Annotated in this window: 11 protein-coding genes and 3 tRNA genes; 8 read left to right on the forward strand and 6 right to left on the reverse strand. The window is 60.2% G+C overall.

Annotation, left to right across the window (positions count from 1 at the left end; translation table 11 throughout):
• Positions 1–79 precede the first annotated feature (79 nt).
• Both ABNP46_RS05845 and ABNP46_RS05850 read right to left on the reverse strand, forming a co-directional pair.
• A complete protein-coding gene (locus tag ABNP46_RS05845; protein ID WP_349921480.1) occupies positions 80–1066 on the reverse strand; it encodes a DUF481 domain-containing protein in 987 nt (328 codons plus the stop codon).
• Positions 1067–1073: 7 nt separating this feature from the next.
• Positions 1074–1991, reverse strand: a complete 918-nt coding sequence (locus tag ABNP46_RS05850) for a L,D-transpeptidase family protein (RefSeq protein WP_349921481.1) — start codon at positions 1989–1991, stop codon at positions 1074–1076.
• A 350-nt stretch (positions 1992–2341) separates the two neighbouring features.
• Here ABNP46_RS05850 and ABNP46_RS05855 point away from each other — a divergent pair.
• From ABNP46_RS05855 to ABNP46_RS05865, 3 genes are all read left to right on the forward strand, one after another.
• A tRNA-Ser gene (locus ABNP46_RS05855) sits at positions 2342–2431 on the forward strand.
• A gap of 577 nt (positions 2432–3008) precedes the next feature.
• Positions 3009–4541 carry an arylsulfatase gene (locus tag ABNP46_RS05860; RefSeq protein WP_349921482.1) on the forward strand — a complete coding sequence of 511 codons (1533 nt, stop codon included), beginning with the start codon at positions 3009–3011 and terminating at the stop codon, positions 4539–4541.
• A gap of 49 nt (positions 4542–4590) precedes the next feature.
• On the forward strand, positions 4591–5877 hold the full coding sequence (locus ABNP46_RS05865; RefSeq protein ID WP_349921483.1) for an anaerobic sulfatase maturase: 1287 nt from the start codon (positions 4591–4593) through the stop codon (positions 5875–5877).
• Between the two features lie 368 nt (positions 5878–6245).
• Here ABNP46_RS05865 and ABNP46_RS05870 read toward each other — a convergent pair whose 3' ends face one another.
• Positions 6246–7121 carry a helix-turn-helix transcriptional regulator gene (locus tag ABNP46_RS05870; RefSeq protein WP_349921484.1) on the reverse strand — a complete coding sequence of 292 codons (876 nt, stop codon included), beginning with the start codon at positions 7119–7121 and terminating at the stop codon, positions 6246–6248.
• A gap of 218 nt (positions 7122–7339) precedes the next feature.
• On the opposite strand from ABNP46_RS05870, the gene ABNP46_RS05875 reads away from it, so the two are divergent.
• Together ABNP46_RS05875 and ABNP46_RS05880 are read left to right on the forward strand one after the other, a co-directional pair.
• Positions 7340–9496, forward strand: a complete 2157-nt coding sequence (locus ABNP46_RS05875; RefSeq protein WP_349921485.1) for a TonB-dependent siderophore receptor — start codon at positions 7340–7342, stop codon at positions 9494–9496.
• Positions 9497–9589: 93 nt separating this feature from the next.
• The gene (locus ABNP46_RS05880; RefSeq protein ID WP_349921486.1) at positions 9590–10642 is read left to right on the forward strand and encodes an alpha/beta hydrolase; all 1053 of its coding nucleotides are present in this window, start codon (positions 9590–9592) and stop codon (positions 10640–10642) included.
• A gap of 82 nt (positions 10643–10724) precedes the next feature.
• Here ABNP46_RS05880 and ABNP46_RS05885 read toward each other — a convergent pair whose 3' ends face one another.
• Positions 10725–14162 (reverse strand): ATP-binding protein, encoded by a 3438-nt coding sequence (locus ABNP46_RS05885; protein WP_349921487.1) that lies wholly within the window; start codon positions 14160–14162, stop codon positions 10725–10727.
• Between the two features lie 248 nt (positions 14163–14410).
• On the opposite strand from ABNP46_RS05885, the gene ABNP46_RS05890 reads away from it, so the two are divergent.
• A tRNA-Gly gene (locus tag ABNP46_RS05890) sits at positions 14411–14486 on the forward strand.
• Between the two features lie 56 nt (positions 14487–14542).
• Positions 14543–14616, forward strand: a tRNA-Cys gene (locus ABNP46_RS05895).
• A 58-nt stretch (positions 14617–14674) separates the two neighbouring features.
• Here ABNP46_RS05895 and ABNP46_RS05900 read toward each other — a convergent pair.
• Positions 14675–14962: a hypothetical protein gene (locus ABNP46_RS05900; protein WP_349921488.1), complete on the reverse strand. Its 288-nt coding sequence runs from the start codon at positions 14960–14962 to the stop codon at positions 14675–14677.
• Between the two features lie 215 nt (positions 14963–15177).
• Between ABNP46_RS05900 and ABNP46_RS05905 the strand changes: the two genes are divergently transcribed.
• Positions 15178–15378 (forward strand): YbfA family protein, encoded by a 201-nt coding sequence (locus ABNP46_RS05905; RefSeq protein ID WP_349921489.1) that lies wholly within the window; start codon positions 15178–15180, stop codon positions 15376–15378.
• Between the two features lie 74 nt (positions 15379–15452).
• Here ABNP46_RS05905 and ABNP46_RS05910 read toward each other — a convergent pair whose 3' ends face one another.
• A complete protein-coding gene (locus ABNP46_RS05910) occupies positions 15453–18665 on the reverse strand; it encodes an ATP-binding protein (RefSeq protein WP_349921490.1) in 3213 nt (1070 codons plus the stop codon).
• Positions 18666–18774 lie beyond the last annotated feature (109 nt).

The following is an 18774-nucleotide window of genomic DNA, read 5'->3' on the forward strand; positions in this document are numbered from 1 at the left end:
CGCTTCGCTTGACGCGAAAGCAAACAGGCCCACTTCGGTGGGCCTGTTTCGTTGTGGGGAGGTATCGATTCGATCCGGGCTAGAAGCTGGCGCCCAGGGTGATGGTATGGCGCCACTCCTTGTCCCCCAGACCTTCCCGCATCCCGCCGTAGTCGAGCCAGCTGTCATCCCAGCTCAGCTCGCTCGACCAGGAGAGACGCAGGTGATCGTTGAAGTAATACCTCAGCCCCAGGTTGCCGTTGACGGTCTGGTTGCGGGTGAGATAGGGGGAGGGCTGATCGATGAACTTCTCGTAGTGACCCTTGCTGAACAGCTCGAACCGCTGTTGCCACAGGGAGAGCGGCTGGCGATAGTCCCATCCCAGGTTGATCACGGGGTAGTTGATGATGCGCTCGTCGAACAAGTCTGAATAGACCCACTCATCCGGGGTGAAGTAGGCCCGTTGCAGACCGAGCTGGGCGATCAGCTCCAATCGCCGTCGTTTGTCATTCCAGAAGCGATAGCCGGGCCCGGTGGCGTAGCTCAGGTTCAGGTAGTTGGTATCGAGCATGTCATACTCGGCCTCGACGGAGGATCGCAGGAACCAGTTGGCATCGAAGAAGAAGTCCAGCTTGGGGCTGAGCCTGTACTCGTGGCTGTCGGTGACGCTGTTCGAGGTCTCGTAGATGTACTCCCCATCCAGGGTGTAACGCCAATCCAGGTTGGCCACCTCGGTGGAGGCCTTGAGATTGATGTTGTTGGTCTTCTTGTCGCTCTCCTTCAACTTGACGTTCAGATCCGCCGTGCCGGTCCATAGCCAGGCGTTCAGCTCGTCCGGTGAGTCCAGCAGAGGGATCCCCGTCTTGGTCAGGGGCTTGGGTTGTTCCTGCTTGTCCAGCCGCCAGCGCTTGATGGCATCGCGCCGGACACTCAATACCGGGCTGTAGGGCAGCTTGATGCTCACCTCGTCATCGGTGATCTCTTCGATGGTGCCGGTCAGCCGATCCCCGTTGTGCATCCAGAGGATATCAGCCATTGCGCTGCTGCTTGCCAGCAAGCAGAGCAGGGCGGTCAGGAGCCTCGTCATCGCCGTGTCAGCCGCTGACGGGCTGAGGCAGCCCGTTCTTCTCATCGAGCAGTGTCATGACCCGTGTGCTGTCCACCTCGGGAGCGGCAACGAACTGCTCGGCTTCGGCCGAGAGCACCAGGGGGGCGCCGTCGTTCAACTCCTGTTCGGTGCGGGACAGAGGGGCGTGGACCTCCAGCCAGCGCCGGCCATCCGGTTCCACCGCCATCTTGACCGGCTGGTTGATCACCCGCACCGGCGTACCGATGGGGACCTGCTTGAACAGAAACTCGATATCGTCGGGACGCAGGCGAATGCAACCCGCACTGACCCGCAGGCCGACCCCGAAGTCCTTGTTGGTACCGTGGATCAGATAGTCCTTGTTGCCATAGCCAAGGCGCATGGCAAATTTGCCGAGGGGGTTGTCCGGGCCGGGTGGCACCACGGCGGGCAGGTCGATGCCCTTTTGCTCCAGCCAGGACTTGCGCACCATGGGGCCGGGCACCCAGGTCGGGTTCGGGTTCTTGGCGATAACGGTGGTCGTCATCTCCGGGGTCTCGCGGCCGATGTCACCGATGCCGATGGGCAGTACCATGACCTCCTGCTTGCCCTTGGGGAAGTAATAGAGGCGAAGCTCCGGCAAGTTGATGACGATGCCCTCTCGTGGCACGTCGGGCAGCAGCATCTGGGTTGGCAGCGTCAGCCGGCTGCCCGGGGTGGGCAAGTAGGGGTCGACCCCGGGGTTGGCTTCGAGCAGTGCCAGAAAGCCTATCTGGGTGTGCTTGCCGATGAGCTCCAGATGGTCGCCTTCTTGCACGATGTAATCTTCCAGCTCACCGATGAGGCGGCTGTCAGCCGGTGGGAGGGGATAGGTTTTGGACCAGGCCGGCGCGGCCCAGAGGCTGGCTGCGACCAGCAACAGTGAGGCGATACGTGTGTACAACATGGTTTTTCCTATCTGTGTGTCTGGAGGGATCTTTCCCTCCCCGAAAATGAGCGGGGATTGTTAACCAATCGACAGGGGATTACCAGCCTTGCTGCCGTGCAGCGGCCACCGTCTGGCCTTGGCCTCTGCACTCTCCCGGGCCCCAGCCATGGGGGTGTGGGTCATCTCCCCGGCTCTTCTTGGCGAAGGGAGGGTCAAGATGGTGACGGGAAAGAGAGAAGACAACTCCTGACAAGGTTCTGCGTGGCAATTTTTGGGGTGATCACTGTCGTTTAAATCGCCAGTTGTCTGATCTGCAACGATATTTACATTGATTTCTCGCCCCGGATTGGGCCACTATGAGGGCCCGCGGAGAGATGCCGGAGTGGCCGAACGGGATTGACTCGAAATCAATTGTGGCAGCAATGCCACCCAGGGTTCGAATCCCTGTCTCTCCGCCATTTATCAAACCCAGCCCCAGGCTGGGTTTTTTATTGCTGGGCCCCTGGCCGTTCGGCCAGCCGCCTGGCTGTGCAGGCATCCTGAATCGTCAGAAAGCCAGGAGAAGGCTCCTACTGAAGTTCTTTACTGAAGCGGTCAACTGCGATCGGTCATGACGTCGCCCCCCAAACCCCAAACCCCACCGGTGACCTTGCCTCCTTGGTCAGATAGACAGGCCGTGGCCGTACTTGCCCAAACTGGTGATCTTTCGGGGCTGGCTGCTTGCCGCAACCGCGGGAATACGCAATGTGCGCATAAGGGGATCAGGACTCTCCATTACTCATTGTTACTTGTGACCAATCGTGCTGAAGGCTTGAGGTCCATGGCTCACGATAAGTCGTCCTTGCATTGAGGTTTTTATCAGTCAGGAGGATTCAGGTGAAGAATTTGTGAACCTATAGAGAACGTTGTTACTTATGGCTTGACCCAATCCCTTATAGATTATTAAGTTATCATTGCACTGAAACCCACCCCAATGGACATGGAGTCACTGCAATGCTGAATAAAATACCATCAAAAAGGACGTTGATTGCCAGCATGTTGACGCTGGCATTCGGCGCGACGGCGGCCTCGGCGCAGGCCGCGACCACGGCGGCAGAACAAGACAAGGGCAAGCCGAACATAGTGGTCATCTTCGGCGATGACATCGGTTACTGGAATCTGAGTACCTACAACCAGGGCATGATGGGCTACCAGACCCCGAACATCGACAAGATCGCCGCAGAAGGGGCCAAGTTTACCTCCTACTACGCCGAGCAAAGCTCCACCGCGGGTCGCTCCTCCTTTATCACCGGCCAGATGCCGTTTCGTACCGGTATGAGCAAGGTGGGCATGCCGGGGGCACCGCAAGGTCTGCAGAAAGAAGATCCCACCATCGCCGAGATGCTGAAAAACCTGGGCTATGCCACCGGCCAGTTCGGCAAGAACCACCTGGGGGATCGGGACGAGTTCCTGCCCACTGCCCACGGCTTTGACGAGTTCTTTGGCAACCTTTATCACCTGAACGCGGAAGAAGAGCCGGAGAATCCTGACTATCCGAAGGATCCCGCTTACCGCAAGCAGTTCGGCCCGCGCGGCGTCATCAAGAGCAGCGCCGACGGCAAGATTGAAGATACCGGCCCGCTGACCAAGAAACGGATGGAAACCGTCGATGAGGAGACCCTGGCGGCCAACAACGACTTCATGGAGCGTCAGGTCAAGGCCAAGAAACCCTTCTTCACCTGGTTCAACACCACCCGCATGCACAACAAGACCCACATCAAGCCGGATCACCAGGGCAAGACAGGCCTCGGGGATTATGCGGACGGCATGGTCGAACATGACGCCATCGTCGGCGAAGTGATGAAGAAGATCAAAGATCTGGGGATAGAAGACAACACCATCGTCGTCTACACCACGGACAACGGCCCCATGACCGCCACCTGGCCGGATGCGGGTATTACCCCGTTCCGTGGTGAGAAGAACACCGGTTGGGAAGGGGGCTTCCGGGTACCCGCCATGGTCAAGTGGCCGGGTCACATCAAGCCGGGGACGGTGATCAGCGACATCTTCGGCAGCAACGACTGGTTCCCGACCCTGGTGGCGGCGGCCGGTGAGCCCGAGATCAAGGAAAAACTGCTCAAGGGTTACAAGACCGCCAAGATGACCTACAAGGTGCATCTGGATGGCTACAACCAGCTCGACTTCCTGCAAGGGAAGGGGGAAGGTCAGCGCAAGGAGTTCTTCTACTGGAGCGATGATGGCGACTTGCTGGCCATGCGTTATGGCCGCTGGAAGGCTCACTTCATGATCCAGGAGCACACTGGTCTGGATCTGTGGAAGTACCCCTTCACCAAACTGCGTACGCCGCTTATCTTCGATCTGGAAGTGGATCCGCTGGAGAAAGGCTCGGACGGCATGGGCTACAACGCCTGGTTCTACGACCGTCTCTACCTGCTGGGCGGCGCCCAGAAATACGCAGCGCAGATGATCCAGAGCTTCAAGGAGTTCCCGCCACGTCAGAAACCGGGCAGCTTCACCGTCTCCGATGTGAGTGCCATGATCGAGAAGGGCAACAACCAGAACAACTGATGATCGACGTATTCGGGTGGGGAGTTCCCCGCCCGTCTTTAAGGATGATATGAAACACAGCACCACACTGCCTATCAAAGCGTTGGCATCAGCAGAGAAATATGCCGGCAAGGGACCTGCCTGGGTGCGCCGCTTCCATGTAATGGCCAAGCCCACGGGTTCTACCTGCAACATCGACTGCACCTACTGTTTCTACCTGCACAAGGAGGGGCTGCTGCACCAGGATCGCCATAGCCACATGAGCGATGAGGTGCTGGAAAACTTTATCCGCCAGTACATCGACAGCCAGGACGGGGAGCAGGTGGTCTTCTCGTGGCAGGGGGGGGAGCCCACCCTGATGGGACTGGATTTCTTCCATAAAGTGGTCAAGTTACAGCAGCAGTACAAGAAAGCGGGTCAACGCATCGAGAACGACCTGCAAACCAATGGCATCCTCATCGATGACAAATGGGCTGCGTTCCTGAAGGAACATCAATTTTTAGTGGGGCTGTCCATCGACGGCCCGCGCGAACTGCACGACAGATACCGCTTGACCCGCAGCGGCAAGCCCACCTTCGACAAGGTGATGGAAGGGGTGGCCGCCCTCAAGAAATTCCAGGTGCCCTTCAATGCCCTGGTCACGGTCAATCGCACCAACGCTCGCTTTCCCCTCGAGGTCTATCGTTTTCTCACCCGCGAGCTCGGTGCTACCTATATCCAGTTCAACCCCTGTGTTGAACCGGTGGATTTCACCAAGACGGCGCCCCAGTTCTGGCACGATGACAGCATCCCGGTGACGGGGAGCCGCCGGGCCAAGCCGGGGGATCTGGACTCCATCGTGACGGACTGGTCGGTGGATCCCGATGACTGGGGCCGTTTCCTCATCGCGGTGTTCGAGGAGTGGGTGAACAACGATCTGGGCCGGGTACAGGTCAACCTGTTCGAGACCGCGGTGGCCCAGACCCTGGGGATGCCCGCCCAGATCTGCGTCACCTCCGAGTTTTGCGGCAAGGGATTGGCGGTGGAGAAGAACGGCGATATCTATTCCTGCGATCACTATGTCTACCCCGAATATCAGCTGGGCAACATCGCGACCACCAAGCTGGCCCACATGGCCTTCTCCGAGCGCCAGCAGGCGTTCGGGTTTGGCAAGAAAGAGACCTTGCCCGCCTACTGCAAGGCCTGCCCCTATCTCAAGCTGTGCTGGGGGGAGTGCCCGAAGAACCGGATAGTGCGCGCACCGGACGGCGAGCTCGGCCTCAACTATCTGTGCCCGGGCATCAAGGCCTTCTTTGATTATGCCCAGCCCATGGTGGTGGGGATCGCGACCCTCTTGCAGGAGCCGTCTCCCAGATAGACGGGCGGCGCTGAGCACAGGAGCAATGAGCAAACGGGGGCCGGGCAGGCCCCCATGATTTTTCACTCAGCCAGTCAGCTTCTGCTCCCTGATTGATACATGGTGAATCTTCCTTGCCCCATCAACCGGGTTGCGCCAGGGCCCTTTCCACATAGAGATAACCAATCCCCATCACTTGCTGGGCCCGCTTGAGCGAGCGCAAGCGGATGCGCGTCTCATTGACAGCATATCTTCAATCGAGCGGGTCACCCCGGCTTGCGGCTGTTGGCCCGTGGCGATCGCATGAGCATCGGCATGATCATCAGCGTCGAGACGCATGATTAGCCGATGTTAACAGCCCGGAGGCCAGGATGCCCAGGCCTCGCGCTTTAGTGATCCTGCGTGGTGACCGGCGAGAGGGTGCCTGTGTCCTGAGTCTGCCGAACGAACTGGTTTGGCGAGAAACCAAACAGTTTTCGAAACGCCGTGATGAAGTTCGCGACATGGGCATAACCCGCGAGCTCGGCGGCGTCTTGCAGGGAGAGGCTGCGTTCCTCGAGTTTTGCCCTGGCCTCCTGCAACTTGCGCTCACGCAGGTAGCGCTGCAGGCTCATCCCCAGCTCCTTTCTGGCCGCCCGCTGCAGGGTGGAGATGCTCATGCCGAGGGTATCGGCGATGTCGGCGAGGGTCATCTCGTCCACCTTCTCATCCATCAGCAACATCTTCAGCCGGGTCGGCTGCTCGTTGTGCCTGAGGCCCGAGACCAGGGCCACCTGCACAAGGTTGGTCATCAGACTCTCCCACAGGGTGAGGGCGAACGCCTCTCGCATCAGCATCTCCGGGGCATTCTGACTGCTGGTGAGGTTCAGGGCTTCCGCGATCTGGCCAAGGTGCGGTGACAGGGACCAGTCGAAACGGCTCAGGTGATGGCTGAAGATGCGCTCGAAGGAGGCGCGCTGCTTGCCATCCAGATGATGTTCAAGCCAGAGCAGGCTGAGGGAGAGCACTATGCTGCGGCTGCGTACATGGGCTTTGGCTGCGCCCTGCACCTTGTCGGGCCGGGTATAGAGGATGGCCGTGGCGACGATGGGGTCTGACTTGTGAAAGCGGCAGCTTCGCAGGCGATGGGTGGCGCCATAGGTCATCAGGGCCTTGCTCTCGAGGGGGAGGGCGATGATGAGCTGCGGCGGCAGCTCCCGCTCGGTGGCGAAGTCGGCCTTGTGTACGATGTCTTTGTTGTGAAAGAGGATGCCATCCTGGATCATCAGGTTTTCCACTCTTCCGGTAAACAGACCCCGTTTTCTAACCTTGGTATCTCTGACCACTGAGTCAGCCATGTGCACGTCGACCATCTGAAACTTTGACCATTTCGAAGTATTAAATGACCACACCGCAAAACTACGGCGGATGATTGGGTGCTATATTAGCCCCCGCAAAATCAAATGAAAATGATTATCATCTCTGTTTGGGGGTCACTCTTACTATGGTTGTCTTTAAGGATAAAGCGCTCAGTCCACTGGCTCTGGCCGTCTCTGCCGCTCTGGCTGTCACTGTGGCTTCCCCCGCGAGGGCGGAAACCGCGAATATCGCACCGGATGAAACCGTCGTTGTCTATGGCAACCCGCTCTACGGGATGGCCTCGTCGGAAGAGACGGGGGGTTACAGCGTCGACTCGGCCACGGTCGGGACCAAGACCCCGGCCGCCCTCAAAGACATTCCCCAGTCGATCACCGTATTGACCAACGACTATATCGAGGAGCGCAATTTCGTCGCGGTGGACGATCTGGCCAAGTACACGCCGGGCCTGCGCACCATGGTCAACGATAGCGGCCGCTCCTCCATCTTCTCCCGCGGCTATGAGTACGATGAGGTGAACCTCAACGGCCTGCCGTCTCCCCTGCAAAGCAAGTACGGTACCCTGCCGTCGCTGGCGGCGGTGGATCGGGTGGAGATCATGCGCGGCCCCTCCGGTCTGTTCAACAGCACCAGCGAGCTGGGGGGCGTCATCAACATGGTGCTCAAGCGCCCGACCGACGAGTTCAACGGCTCGGTCACGGCCCGTTATGGCAGCTGGGATCGGCACTATCTGGAGGCGGATCTGGGGGGCGCCCTCAACGAGGCGGGCTCCCTGCGCGGTCGCGCCGTGGTGGCCAACGCCGACATCAAGAACCAGGTCGACTACAACAACAACGACAACGGCACCTACTACGGCACCCTGGAGTTCGATCTGTCGGATCGCACCCTGCTCTCCGTCTATGCCCTGCATCAGACCAAGGACATCCTGCCCACCAACGGGCTGCCGGCTTATAAAGACGGCACCATGCTCGACATCAGCCGCAGCACCTACCTGGGGTCGGATGAGGACTTCTTCGACGCCGACACCACGGATGTGGGAGGGACCCTCCAGCATGCCTTCGCCAACGGCGGGGTGGGCCAGATCTCGGCCCGCTACATGGATCACGACATGCGCCTGGAGCAGACCTTCACCAACGGTCCGGTGGATGCCGCCGGCAATACCGGCCTGATGTTCAACGGTCAGGCAAACCAGCAGAAAAATATGGCATTTGATGCCAGCTACAGCCAGATGTTTGGTTTGCTGGGCCACAAGAGCGAGTTTGTGCTGGGTTCTGACTACAAACGCTATGAGTCCGACACCCAGACTTACACCAATCGCAACATCGGCAAGATCAACGTGTTCAACTTCGACCCGACCACGGTGGCCAAACCGACCTACAGCTACACCAAGAATGACCATGAAGAGCAGTCCGAAGTCGGTCTCTATGGCAAGGTCACCTGGCGTCTGCTGGAACCGCTGGCAGTGATCACCGGGGCCCGCGTCTCCTGGTACGATCTGGACACCGTCAGCACCACCCTGAGTTCGGGTGCTCAAAGCAGCGAGTCCGGCGAGTTCAACGGCAAGTTTACCCCCTATGCCGGGGCCGTCTATGACCTGACTGACGAGCATGCGCTCTACGCCAGCTACTCCCAGGTGTTCAAGCCCCAGACCAGTCAGGATGAGAGCGGCAACATGCTCAAACCGCGGGAAGGGAGCCAGTGGGAAACGGGCATCAAGTCCTCCTTGCGAGATGGCCTGCTCAACACCCGGGCGACCGCCTTCCTGATGAAGGACAGCAATATCGCCGCCCAGGCCTATGACGATCAGGGCATCGCCATCACCAACACCTATTGGGCCACCGGCAAGGTGGATACCCAGGGGGTGGAGCTGGAGGCGACCGGTTACCTCAGCCAGAACTGGATGGTGATGACCGGCTACACCTTCACCGACATCGAGGAGAAGTCCGGCGATCACAACCCGAAATTCGATGCCATCCCGCGTCACTCCCTCTCGCTGTGGACCGACTACCACCTGGCGGACTGGGTGCAGGGGCTGCATCTGGGGGCGGGGATGACGGCGGTGAGCGATTACTCCTTCAACCAGAAGGGGGTCGAGACCCATCAGGGAGGCTATGCCCTGTTCGATGCGGCGGTGCGTTACGACATCAACGACAGGATGCAGGCGACCCTGAACGTCTACAACATCTTTGACCGTGAGTACTTCTACCGGGTCGGATCCACCAATACCTTCAACATGTATGGCGAACCAGCCAACCTGATGGCAGGTTTCACCTACAAGCTGTGATGACAGACGGCAGCAGGGCCCACAAGCCCTGTTGCCGTTTCCCTGTATCGTCCGGCGCCGGATCGCCAAGGCTGGCCGACCATGACCCATCCCATGACAAGACTCATTACTCTACTACTCACCATGCTCAGTCTCTCTTCTGCCCAGGCAGACCTGCTCCACTACGCCGAAGGCTTCAGCCATCACTCCACCCTGCTCGGCGAAACCCGCCAATACAGCGTCTATCTGCCGGATGACTATGCGCAAAAGCCGGATCAGCACTTCCCGGTGCTCTATCTCCTGGACGGGGAGAAGTTCCTGCTGGAGGTGGCGGGCATCACCCAGGCGCTGCGGGCCGGGCTCAATCCGGCGATCCCGTCCCTCATCATAGTGGCGGTGCACAACACCGACCGGATGCGGGACTACACCCCGAGCCACACCATGGCGCTGCCCAACGGGGCGCCGGCGGGGGCCGGCTACGTCAAGACCGGGGGCGGTCCGCGCTTCATGCAGTATCTGACCAAGGAGCTGCGCCCGCTCATCGACGGCCGTTATCGCACCACCTCACCCGCCCTGCTGGTGGGCCACTCTTTGGGCGGCCTGCTGACCCTGGATGCGGTGGCAAAAGACGAAGGCCAGTTTCAGGGTTTCCTCTCCATCGATGCCAGCCTCTGGTTCGACTATCCCCACAACTATCAGCGCATCGAGCACGCCCTGACCCGGCCCCTCAAGCACCCGGCCTCCCTGTTTATCGCGGTGGCCAACAACCCCTTCACCCCGGGCTTTGGACGTTCCGAGTTTCATCGGGATCACTTGCAGACCTTTGCCCAACGGGTGACGGCGCAGAGCGTCCCGAATCTGCACGTCACCAGCCGCTATTTCGAGGAGGAGGATCACCACAGCGTCTATCACCCGGCGATCTACCAAGGGTTGCAGTGGCTGTTCAAGGGTTACCGACTGGATCTCGCGCCTGGTCATTTCACCCGGCAGGCGGTCGTTGCCCGCTATGACGCCCTGAACCGGCAGCTCGGCAGTCAGCTTCGCCCGGAGAAGGGGGGGCTGGAGGATATCCGGGACAAGGCGAGCCGCTGGCCGCAGATGGAAATCTCACCGACGGAGGCCAGCGCCCTGCTCGAGCACTACTACGGTCAGCAAGAGGGCCACTGAGAGGGAGACTGGATCAGAGTGGAAAAGGCGCGCCCAGACAGGCGCGCTTTTTCATTGAGGGGAAAAAGATGGGGCGAAGGACTCACCCCTTGCGACCTGCGAGCTGACGCAGCAGCTGGGTGCTCTGGTGCAGACTCTGGCGCTGGGTCTCGTTCAGGGGGCACTGCTTGAGCACGTACTCGGCACTCGCCACCACCGTCTTCCAGCGCGGCGCCTTGGGCAGGGTGTCCAGGCTCAGATACTTGTCGAGGGTGCGGGTCTGGGGGCTGGATCTGTCCATGTAGACGCGCCACAGCTTGCTCTTCTCCGCCAGCACTATCTTGCCTTTGCCGGTGCTCTGCTGCCAGGCATCCAGGGTGAGGTGCATGGTGTCCACCAGGGCCCGGCGCAGGGGCTCGTCATCCTGCTGGCGGATGAGGTTGTCGGCCAGTGATCGGAACTCCCCCCCGAGCCGGCTCAGCTCGCCCAGCAGCTGACCATCCTCGATGATGGCCTGACGGGAGAGACTCTTGAGGGCATTCTCCAGCGCCATCACCCGGTTGTCATCGGGGCTCGCATCGCTGCTGAGGGTGAGGGCATAGGCACTCTGACCGCCGAGGCTGATGGGCAGGGCGCGGGCGTTGAGCTCATCTTTCTGCCCGGCCACCAGGAAGCTCAGGGAGCACTCCTGTTGTTCATCCAGATCGGGCCATTGGCGGGCCAGCGGCGTGGCCAGCCACTCGTCGAGGGATTGCCCTTCCATGGCTTCCGGCTCCTGGCCGAGCAGCCGCGCCAGTACCCGCGAGGCGAACAGCACAGTACCCCGGGGATCGATGAAGACCATGGGATCGGCCCCCTCACCGAGCAAAGCCAGCAAGCGTTCCTGATCCTGATGGAGTTGTCCCTGCAGGCGCAGACGGTGCTCTATCTCTTGCTTGAGCAGGCGGTTTTCCACCAATGAGGCGCGACCGGCGCTCGCCTCCAGCAGGGCCTTGACCCGGGCAAACAACTCCTCCTTGCAGAATGGCTTGACCAGGTAGTCGTTGGCCCCGGCGTTGAAGCCCTCCTCGATATCCTTTGGCTGGTTGAGGGCGGTGAGCAGCAGTACCGGCAATTGATCCTTGGGGTGCTGTTCCCGCAGGCGGCGACAGACATCGAAGCCCGACAGGGTCGGCATCATCACATCCAGCAGGATGAGGTTGACCGGCTCCTGGGCCAGCTTGGCGAGGGCGTCGTGGCCATCGCTGCTCGGCAGGATGCGGTAGCCGCAGGGTTGCAGCAGGTGGCGCAGTATGTGCAAGTTGATGGGCTCGTCGTCCACCACCAGGATAAGGGGGGCGCCTTCGGGGGGGATAGGCAGATCGTCGCTCTCCCAATCCGGCAGGATCAGGGGCTGTTGGCGCACCAGCTGATGCTCTATCTGGCGGCTGTCCAGGGTCAGGCTGCCCGCCTTGCCGCTGGCAAGGGGCAGGGTGAAGGCGAAGGTGGAGCCGACGCTGGGCTCGCTCTCGACCTTGAGCTCCCCCCCCATCAGGTGGACCAGCTGGCGGGTGATGGAGAGGCCGAGCCCGGCCCCCTGTTTGCCAAGCTCCGGGTTCATCTGCACCAGGGGCTCGAAGATGTGCTCCAGGTGTTCCCGGGGGATGCCGATGCCGGTGTCCGTCACCTTGATGCGCAGGAACTGGCCTTCGACCTGGGCACTCAGCACCACCTTGCCCTGGGGGGTGTACTTGATGGCGTTGCCCACCAGGTTGTAGAGCACCTGTTCGAGGCGCTGTTCGTCCGCCAGCACGGGGGGCAGTTCGGCCGGGCTGATGTCCACCAGGGTGAGGGGCTTGGCCTGCACCAGGTGCTGGCAGAGATCCAGCACCAGCCGGATGACCCCTTTGGAGGAGACTGGCTGGGGGTGGATCTCCAACTGGCCGTAGCGCATCTGGTGATAGTCAAGCAGATCGTCTACCAGTCGGGCCAGGCCGTCGGCGCTCTTGATGATGAGGCCGAGCTGCTTTTGCTGGCCCTCGGTCAGGCTCTGCTGACTCGCAAGCATGGACTCCGCCATCCCCTTGATGCCGTGGATGGGGGTGCGCAGCTCGTGGGAGGTGTTGGCGAGCAGCTCATCCTTGAGTTTGTCGGCCTGTTGCAGGCTCTGGTTCTGCCTGTGGGTCAGCTTGACCTGCTGTTGCAGTTCCTGGGTCTGGCGTTCGATGAGTTCGATCTTGTCCTTCACTGAGCGCTGCATGTGACGAAACGCCTGGGCCAGGCGGTCGATGTCATCGTCGGTGCGGGGAATGGTGATGGGGTGATCCAGGGCGCCGTCTGCCACCTGCTCGGCGGCGGCGGTGAGGGATCGCAGGGGCGCCGTGATGGAGTGGGAGAGCCAGCGGGAGAACAAAATGAGCAGCAGCAGGGAGGCGGCTCCCAGCAGGATCACCAGGGTCTCCAGCTGGCGAATGGGGGAGTAGGCCTCGCTGGTGGAGATCTCGGCGATGAAGGCCCACTCGGTATCGAACACCTTGACCTGGGTATAGGCAGCCAGCACCTCGTCATCGTGGTAGGAGAGGAAGGGGCCTACCCCCTGCTCGCCGGAAAGCGCCGTGAGGATGAGCGGGGTCTGCAGCGGCCTGAAGTTGGGGCTGAAGCTGTTCTCCACGCTGAATTCCGGGGCCAGCCAGGCATCGGCCCGCATCCGCTTGTCCGGGCCGATGAGGATGGTCTCCCCCGTGTTCCCGAGTCCCTCGCGTTCGGCCATGATCTGGTTCAGCTTGTCCGGCAGCAGTTCGAAGATCACCACGCCGCGCACGTCGTCGTACTGCATGACGGGGGCGGCCAGGTAGGCGACCACCTTGCCGGTCAGCTCGTTGCGGCCAAAGTCGGTGAACTCGAAGATCTGCCGCGGTGGCTGGCCGCCGTCGAGGCGGCGCTTGACCTTGGCGAAGGTGTTGCCGAGTCCGCTCGCCTGATAGGGACCGGAGAGCAGGTTGGTGGCGAAGTTGGGCTGCTTGGTGACGGAATAGACCACGTCCCCGTTGAGATCTACCAGGAAGATGTCGCTGTAATTGCTCTTGCGCACCATGTCGGCGTAGCCGCGGTGGAAGCGCTGATGGACCCGGCCATACATCTCGTCCGCCAGGATGAGGGCACTGATGGAGGGCTCGATGACCAGCTTGCTGTCCGGCTGCTGCAGCTTGTCCCAGGAGCCAGGCACATAGCGGGCCTGGGCGCGGGCGCGGGCACTTTGCGGTGTGGTGCCGAGCTTTTCGAAGGCGCCGGTGAAGCCATAGAAGCGGCCTATGCTGTCGCCGGCAAAGTCCTGCTGGGAGAAGTTGGTGATCTGTTCTTTGAGGTTGCCGAAGTAATCTTCCAGCTGGCTCTTTTTGATGTTGCGCACCGAGACCAGATGGTTGGAGGTCTGGGTGGTGAGATCCTTGCCGTGGCTATAGAGGAAGAAGAGAGTAATGACCAGAAAGGGCACCATGGCCAGCATGAAAAACGCCAGCATCAGCTGCGGTCTGAGCCCACGAGGCCTGAAGGTCCATTTCATTTTGTGATTTTCAATTGAGAATCCAGTTACTAAGCCATGTGAGTTTCTGATTAAAGGCTAATTATTTCAATGACTTTATCCCGGATTCGCCTGCCAGATCACAAGGATTGGAGGGATTTTCGAGCAAGCCGTTTAAAGCCTGAGCAAACAGTCGGCAAAAGCGCTGAAACTCATAAAAAAGGGTTGTGCCCGGGCTCGGGGTACGTATAATGCGCCTCGTTGTCAGGTAACTGGCATCAGGCAGTCAGGCGGGAATAGCTCAGTTGGTAGAGCACGACCTTGCCAAGGTCGGGGTCGCGAGTTCGAGTCTCGTTTCCCGCTCCAATTTCTCATGTTCACTAAGCATGAGCATCACTCTCAAGACACTTGTCTTGCAGCATGGCGCGTTAGCAAAGCGGTTATGCAGCGGATTGCAAATCCGTTTAGTCCGGTTCGACTCCGGAACGTGCCTCCATATCTCCTCATCGCTTTCATCTTCTTGTCCAGAACGCTTCGGTCGGATTGACCTGTTTTCACTGATCCGCAATCAACTGATCGCACCCCTGCAGTCGCCACTCCTTTTGCAGATAACGCTCCAGATCGGCGATAGCCTGACCGCGAAACTGGTACTGCATCTCGGCCGAATGTTCGCCCAGCTGGCCCATCTTTTGTTTCAGCTGACCACATTGCCACAGGCTGACCGTGGGGGTGCCATGATAGGCGATCTCGATGGCGTCATTGCGATTGAGCTCCCACTCCTGCCACTGGGCCCGGATCAGCAGCGCCAGCACCCCCAGGATCGCCACTTCTGCCAGTTTCATACCCTGTTTCTCCTTGTCGCTCCTCTCGTTGATTAACTCTGAACCAGCCCCGGCCTTTTGCCACTCTTGTTGTATTTTGGTTAATAAATGTAACCGACTTTCATTTACCTCCTGAAAAGGCATTTTTTCATAAAAAAAATGGCCTTCATGGTGTAGTAATCCTACAATTTATGGCGTAATCTTTGTTCAGTGGTCTTACCAGTGAGGTGTTCATCATGTTTCATCCCTTCTCTCTGACTCAGATAATCCTTCGTCGCAGCTTTGCCATGCTGGTGGGTGTGCTGGCCTTTCCGGTGATGCTGTTTCGCAGCGATCGTGCCCGCTTCTACAGCTATCTGCATCGCATCTGGAACAAGACCAGCACCAAGCCGGTGTGGCTCAAGATGAGTGAAAAGGCAGACCGGATCTTCTACTGATCCCGGCATCGAATGAAAAAAGAGAGCCTAGGCTCTCTTTTTTTATGGGCGTTTGTCACTGACGAGCCAGAGGCTTACGGGGTACGCGGTGTGATCCCCATGAGCGCCGTTTGCAGACGAGCCAGCCCGATGGGTTTGAACAGACACTCGTCCATGCCGGCGGCGAGGCAGAGCTCACGCTCCCTCGGCAGGGCATGGGCGGTGAAGCCCCAGATGGGGAGATCATGGCCGTAGGCCCGCAAGCGACGGGTCAGCTCGAATCCATCCATCACCGGCATCTGGCAGTCGGTGATGACGAGATCGAAGTGGCTGCTGTGGATGGCCCTGAGCGCCTCGGCGCCGTTGCCACGCACGCTCACCTGGTGTCCAAGGTGTTTGAGCTGCTGGCGCAGCAGGGTCTGGTTGGTGTGGTTGTCATCCACCACCAGGATGCGCAAGGGGGGGCGATCCATCGGGGCCTGCTCGGCGGGCAGGGGATGAGGAGGCATGACCTGGGCTTGCGCCAGTTGCAGGGGAATGCTCACTTCGAGCCGGGTGCCCGCCCCGAGTGTGCTCTCGACCCTGATGTCACCGCCCATCATCTGGCACAGGATGCGGGAGATGTTGAGTCCAAGCCCGCTCCCCTCCTGAGGTTGGGCGCTGCGACCGCGATAGAAGGGGGTGAACAGCCGCGGCAGCTGGTCGGCGGCAATGCCTACCCCGCTGTCATGGATGGAGATAAGGAGCAGCGGATCCTGCCCGTGGGTATCCAGCCTTGCCGCGACGCTCACCTCTCCCTGATGGGTGAACTTGATGGCGTTGCCGAGCAGGTTGAAGAGGATCTGACGCAGGCGCAGGGGATCCATGACTACCTGGGGCAGGGCGTCGGTGGCGATCTCGACGCGATAGCCGAGCCCCTTGTGCTCGGCCATGCCCTGGAATGCCCGGCAGACCGAATAGAGCAGGGGGCTGAGGGTGCAGGGAACGGGGTTCAGTGTCATCTGACCCGCCTCTATGCTGGAGATATCCAGCACATCCCCGATGAGATCCAGCAGTCCGTGTGCCGACTCCGAGGCAATGCTCAGCTGCTCCGCGCTGCGATGGTTCAGGGCCGGATCCTGGCTGACCAGCTCCAGCATGCCGAGGATGGCGTGCATGGGTGTGCGGATCTCGTGACTCATGGTGGCGAGGAAGTCGCTCTTGGCACGGCTCGCCCGATCGGCCTGCTCCTTGGCCAGGCGCAAGTCCTCCTCCAGTGTCTTGCGATCCGTGATGTCTATCCAGCCATCGATCACCCCGCTGACGACCCCCCCGGCATCGAAGTAGGGCACCATCCAGTGATAGATGACGGAGCAGTGCTCCCCCTGATGGAACAAGCGATCCGCGAAGATGGGTTCGGCCGTCGCCAGCACCTGGGCAAAATCCTGTTCCAGTACGGCGATGTCTTCGTCATTGACCCAGCCGGCGAGCCCCTCTGCGAAGGCATGATCCAGCACCCGCTCCCGCCTCGCGCCCAGCTGCGTCAGAAACCGGTTGTTGCACATCAATACCCGGCCATCCCTGTTTCGCACCACCATGGGGTGGGGCAGGCTCTCCCCCAGCGCCTCGATGAAACGCACATGGGCCTCGAGCTGATGGCGCGAGTGTTGCTCGGATTGCGCCAGCCGCTTGAGCATGCGGTTGCGATAGCACAGCAGCAGGGCCAGCCCGAACAATGCCGCAAACAGCAGGTAGAGGTAGTGGGCATGGCGATCGATGAAGCTGGGCGCTGGCAGGGTTCGGTTGCGCCACTCGTAGTTCATCATGGCCAGCTCGCTTGGCGAGATGGAGAGGATGGTCTTGTCGAGGATCTGCATCAGCATGGCGTTGCGCGGCATGCCGGCAAACCCCATCTGGATGGGCTCGTCACTGGCGGGGCCGGTGATGCGCAGTTGGGCCTCGCTGCTCCCCATCATGTGCTGGGCGAAGTAGAGCGGCACGATGGCGGCATCGAGGCGCCCCAGTTTGAGTGAACGTATCGCCTCGGCCGCGCTTTCCGTGAGGGTGAGTCGGCTGCTGCCAAGCCGCTTGGCGAGAGGATTGTGGCGGGTCATGCCCACCTGTTTACCTGCCAGATCCCCCATGCCGTGGATGCTGGCATCTGACGATTGGGCCAGGATCACGTAGATGTCGTCGGCGGCATAGGGGGCAGTTGTCTGCAGGCCATAGTGCTGGGCAACGGGGCGGGAGATGGCACCGATGAGATCGACCTCCCCGTGGCGGACCGCCTCGCTCAATTGCTGTTCCGAGTGATAGGAGACGAAGTTGAAGTGCAGGCCGGTGCGCTTGCTCACCTTGGTCAGCATGGCGACCGCCATGCCGGTCAGCTGATCGTCATAGTCTCTGGCGCCATAGGGGTAGAGGTTGTCCATCAGCCAGACCTTGATGGTGGGAGCCTGGCGTAGCCAGGCGAGTTCATCGGCATCAAAGAGGTTGGCCGGGCTGTCTACCGTATCCCGGATGGGGCCGCTCCACTGGCTGAAGATGAAGTAGCGGGTCAGATCGCCGAGATCTTTCAGCGTGGTGTTGATGAGGTTCAGCAGCTGGGGGGCCTGGCTGGAGACGGCGAAGCGAAATGCGCCGGGGGCAAGACCGGATTGGGCTTCGCCGCGCGCTCTGAGCTGATCGAAGCGTTCGCCATTGAGGTAGCGCATGGCATAGGCATCGCTCAGCAAAACGTCCTGATGACCGAAGAAGACCGCATCGAAAGCCGCCTTGTTGGAGGGATAGGTCACCAGTTTCAGGGTGGGGTAATAGCGCTTGAACTGGGCTGCATCCGCATAACCGGCGACGGTGGCCACGCTCTGACCCGGGGTCAGCAGGGGACCCTGGCGCTGCCTGAGGGCGGAGAAGATGGGGGTGCTGCTGAAATAGGGGCGACTCAGGCTGATGCCGGTCTCCTGTTCATCCAGGGCCTGGTTGCCGATATTGGCGATGTCGAGTTTGCCTTCGCGCAGGGCCGACAGCATGGCGGTTTTATCTGCATACACCGTGAATGACAGGGGTTTTTTCAGGGATTTTGCGATGATATCGAGATAATCGGCTGATACACCCTCGAAACGGTCATCCGGGATGAGAATGCTGAACGGTTTGTAGTCGTGGCGCAGTATGCCGACCCGCAACTGCGGGGTCTGTTGCAACCAGCGTGCTTCGGCCGGTGGCATCGGGGAATAGACAGGCTGGAAATCGTGGCGACTGTGCAGGATCAGCGCCTGCGCGGGCAGGGCGAACAGCAGGCAGAGCAGGATCAGTGATCGAAGAGGGTTCATCATGCCACCTGGAATGCGACAGCCATCCTTGCCAGTCGATATTACCCGAAAGAGGGCATTCTACCGGAAGTTCAGCACGATGAGTCTCTTATTAAGTCATTTATCGGCG

It is taken from the genome of Aeromonas veronii (assembly GCF_040215105.1).
GTDB classification, from domain to species: Bacteria; Pseudomonadota; Gammaproteobacteria; order Enterobacterales; family Aeromonadaceae; genus Aeromonas; species Aeromonas veronii_G.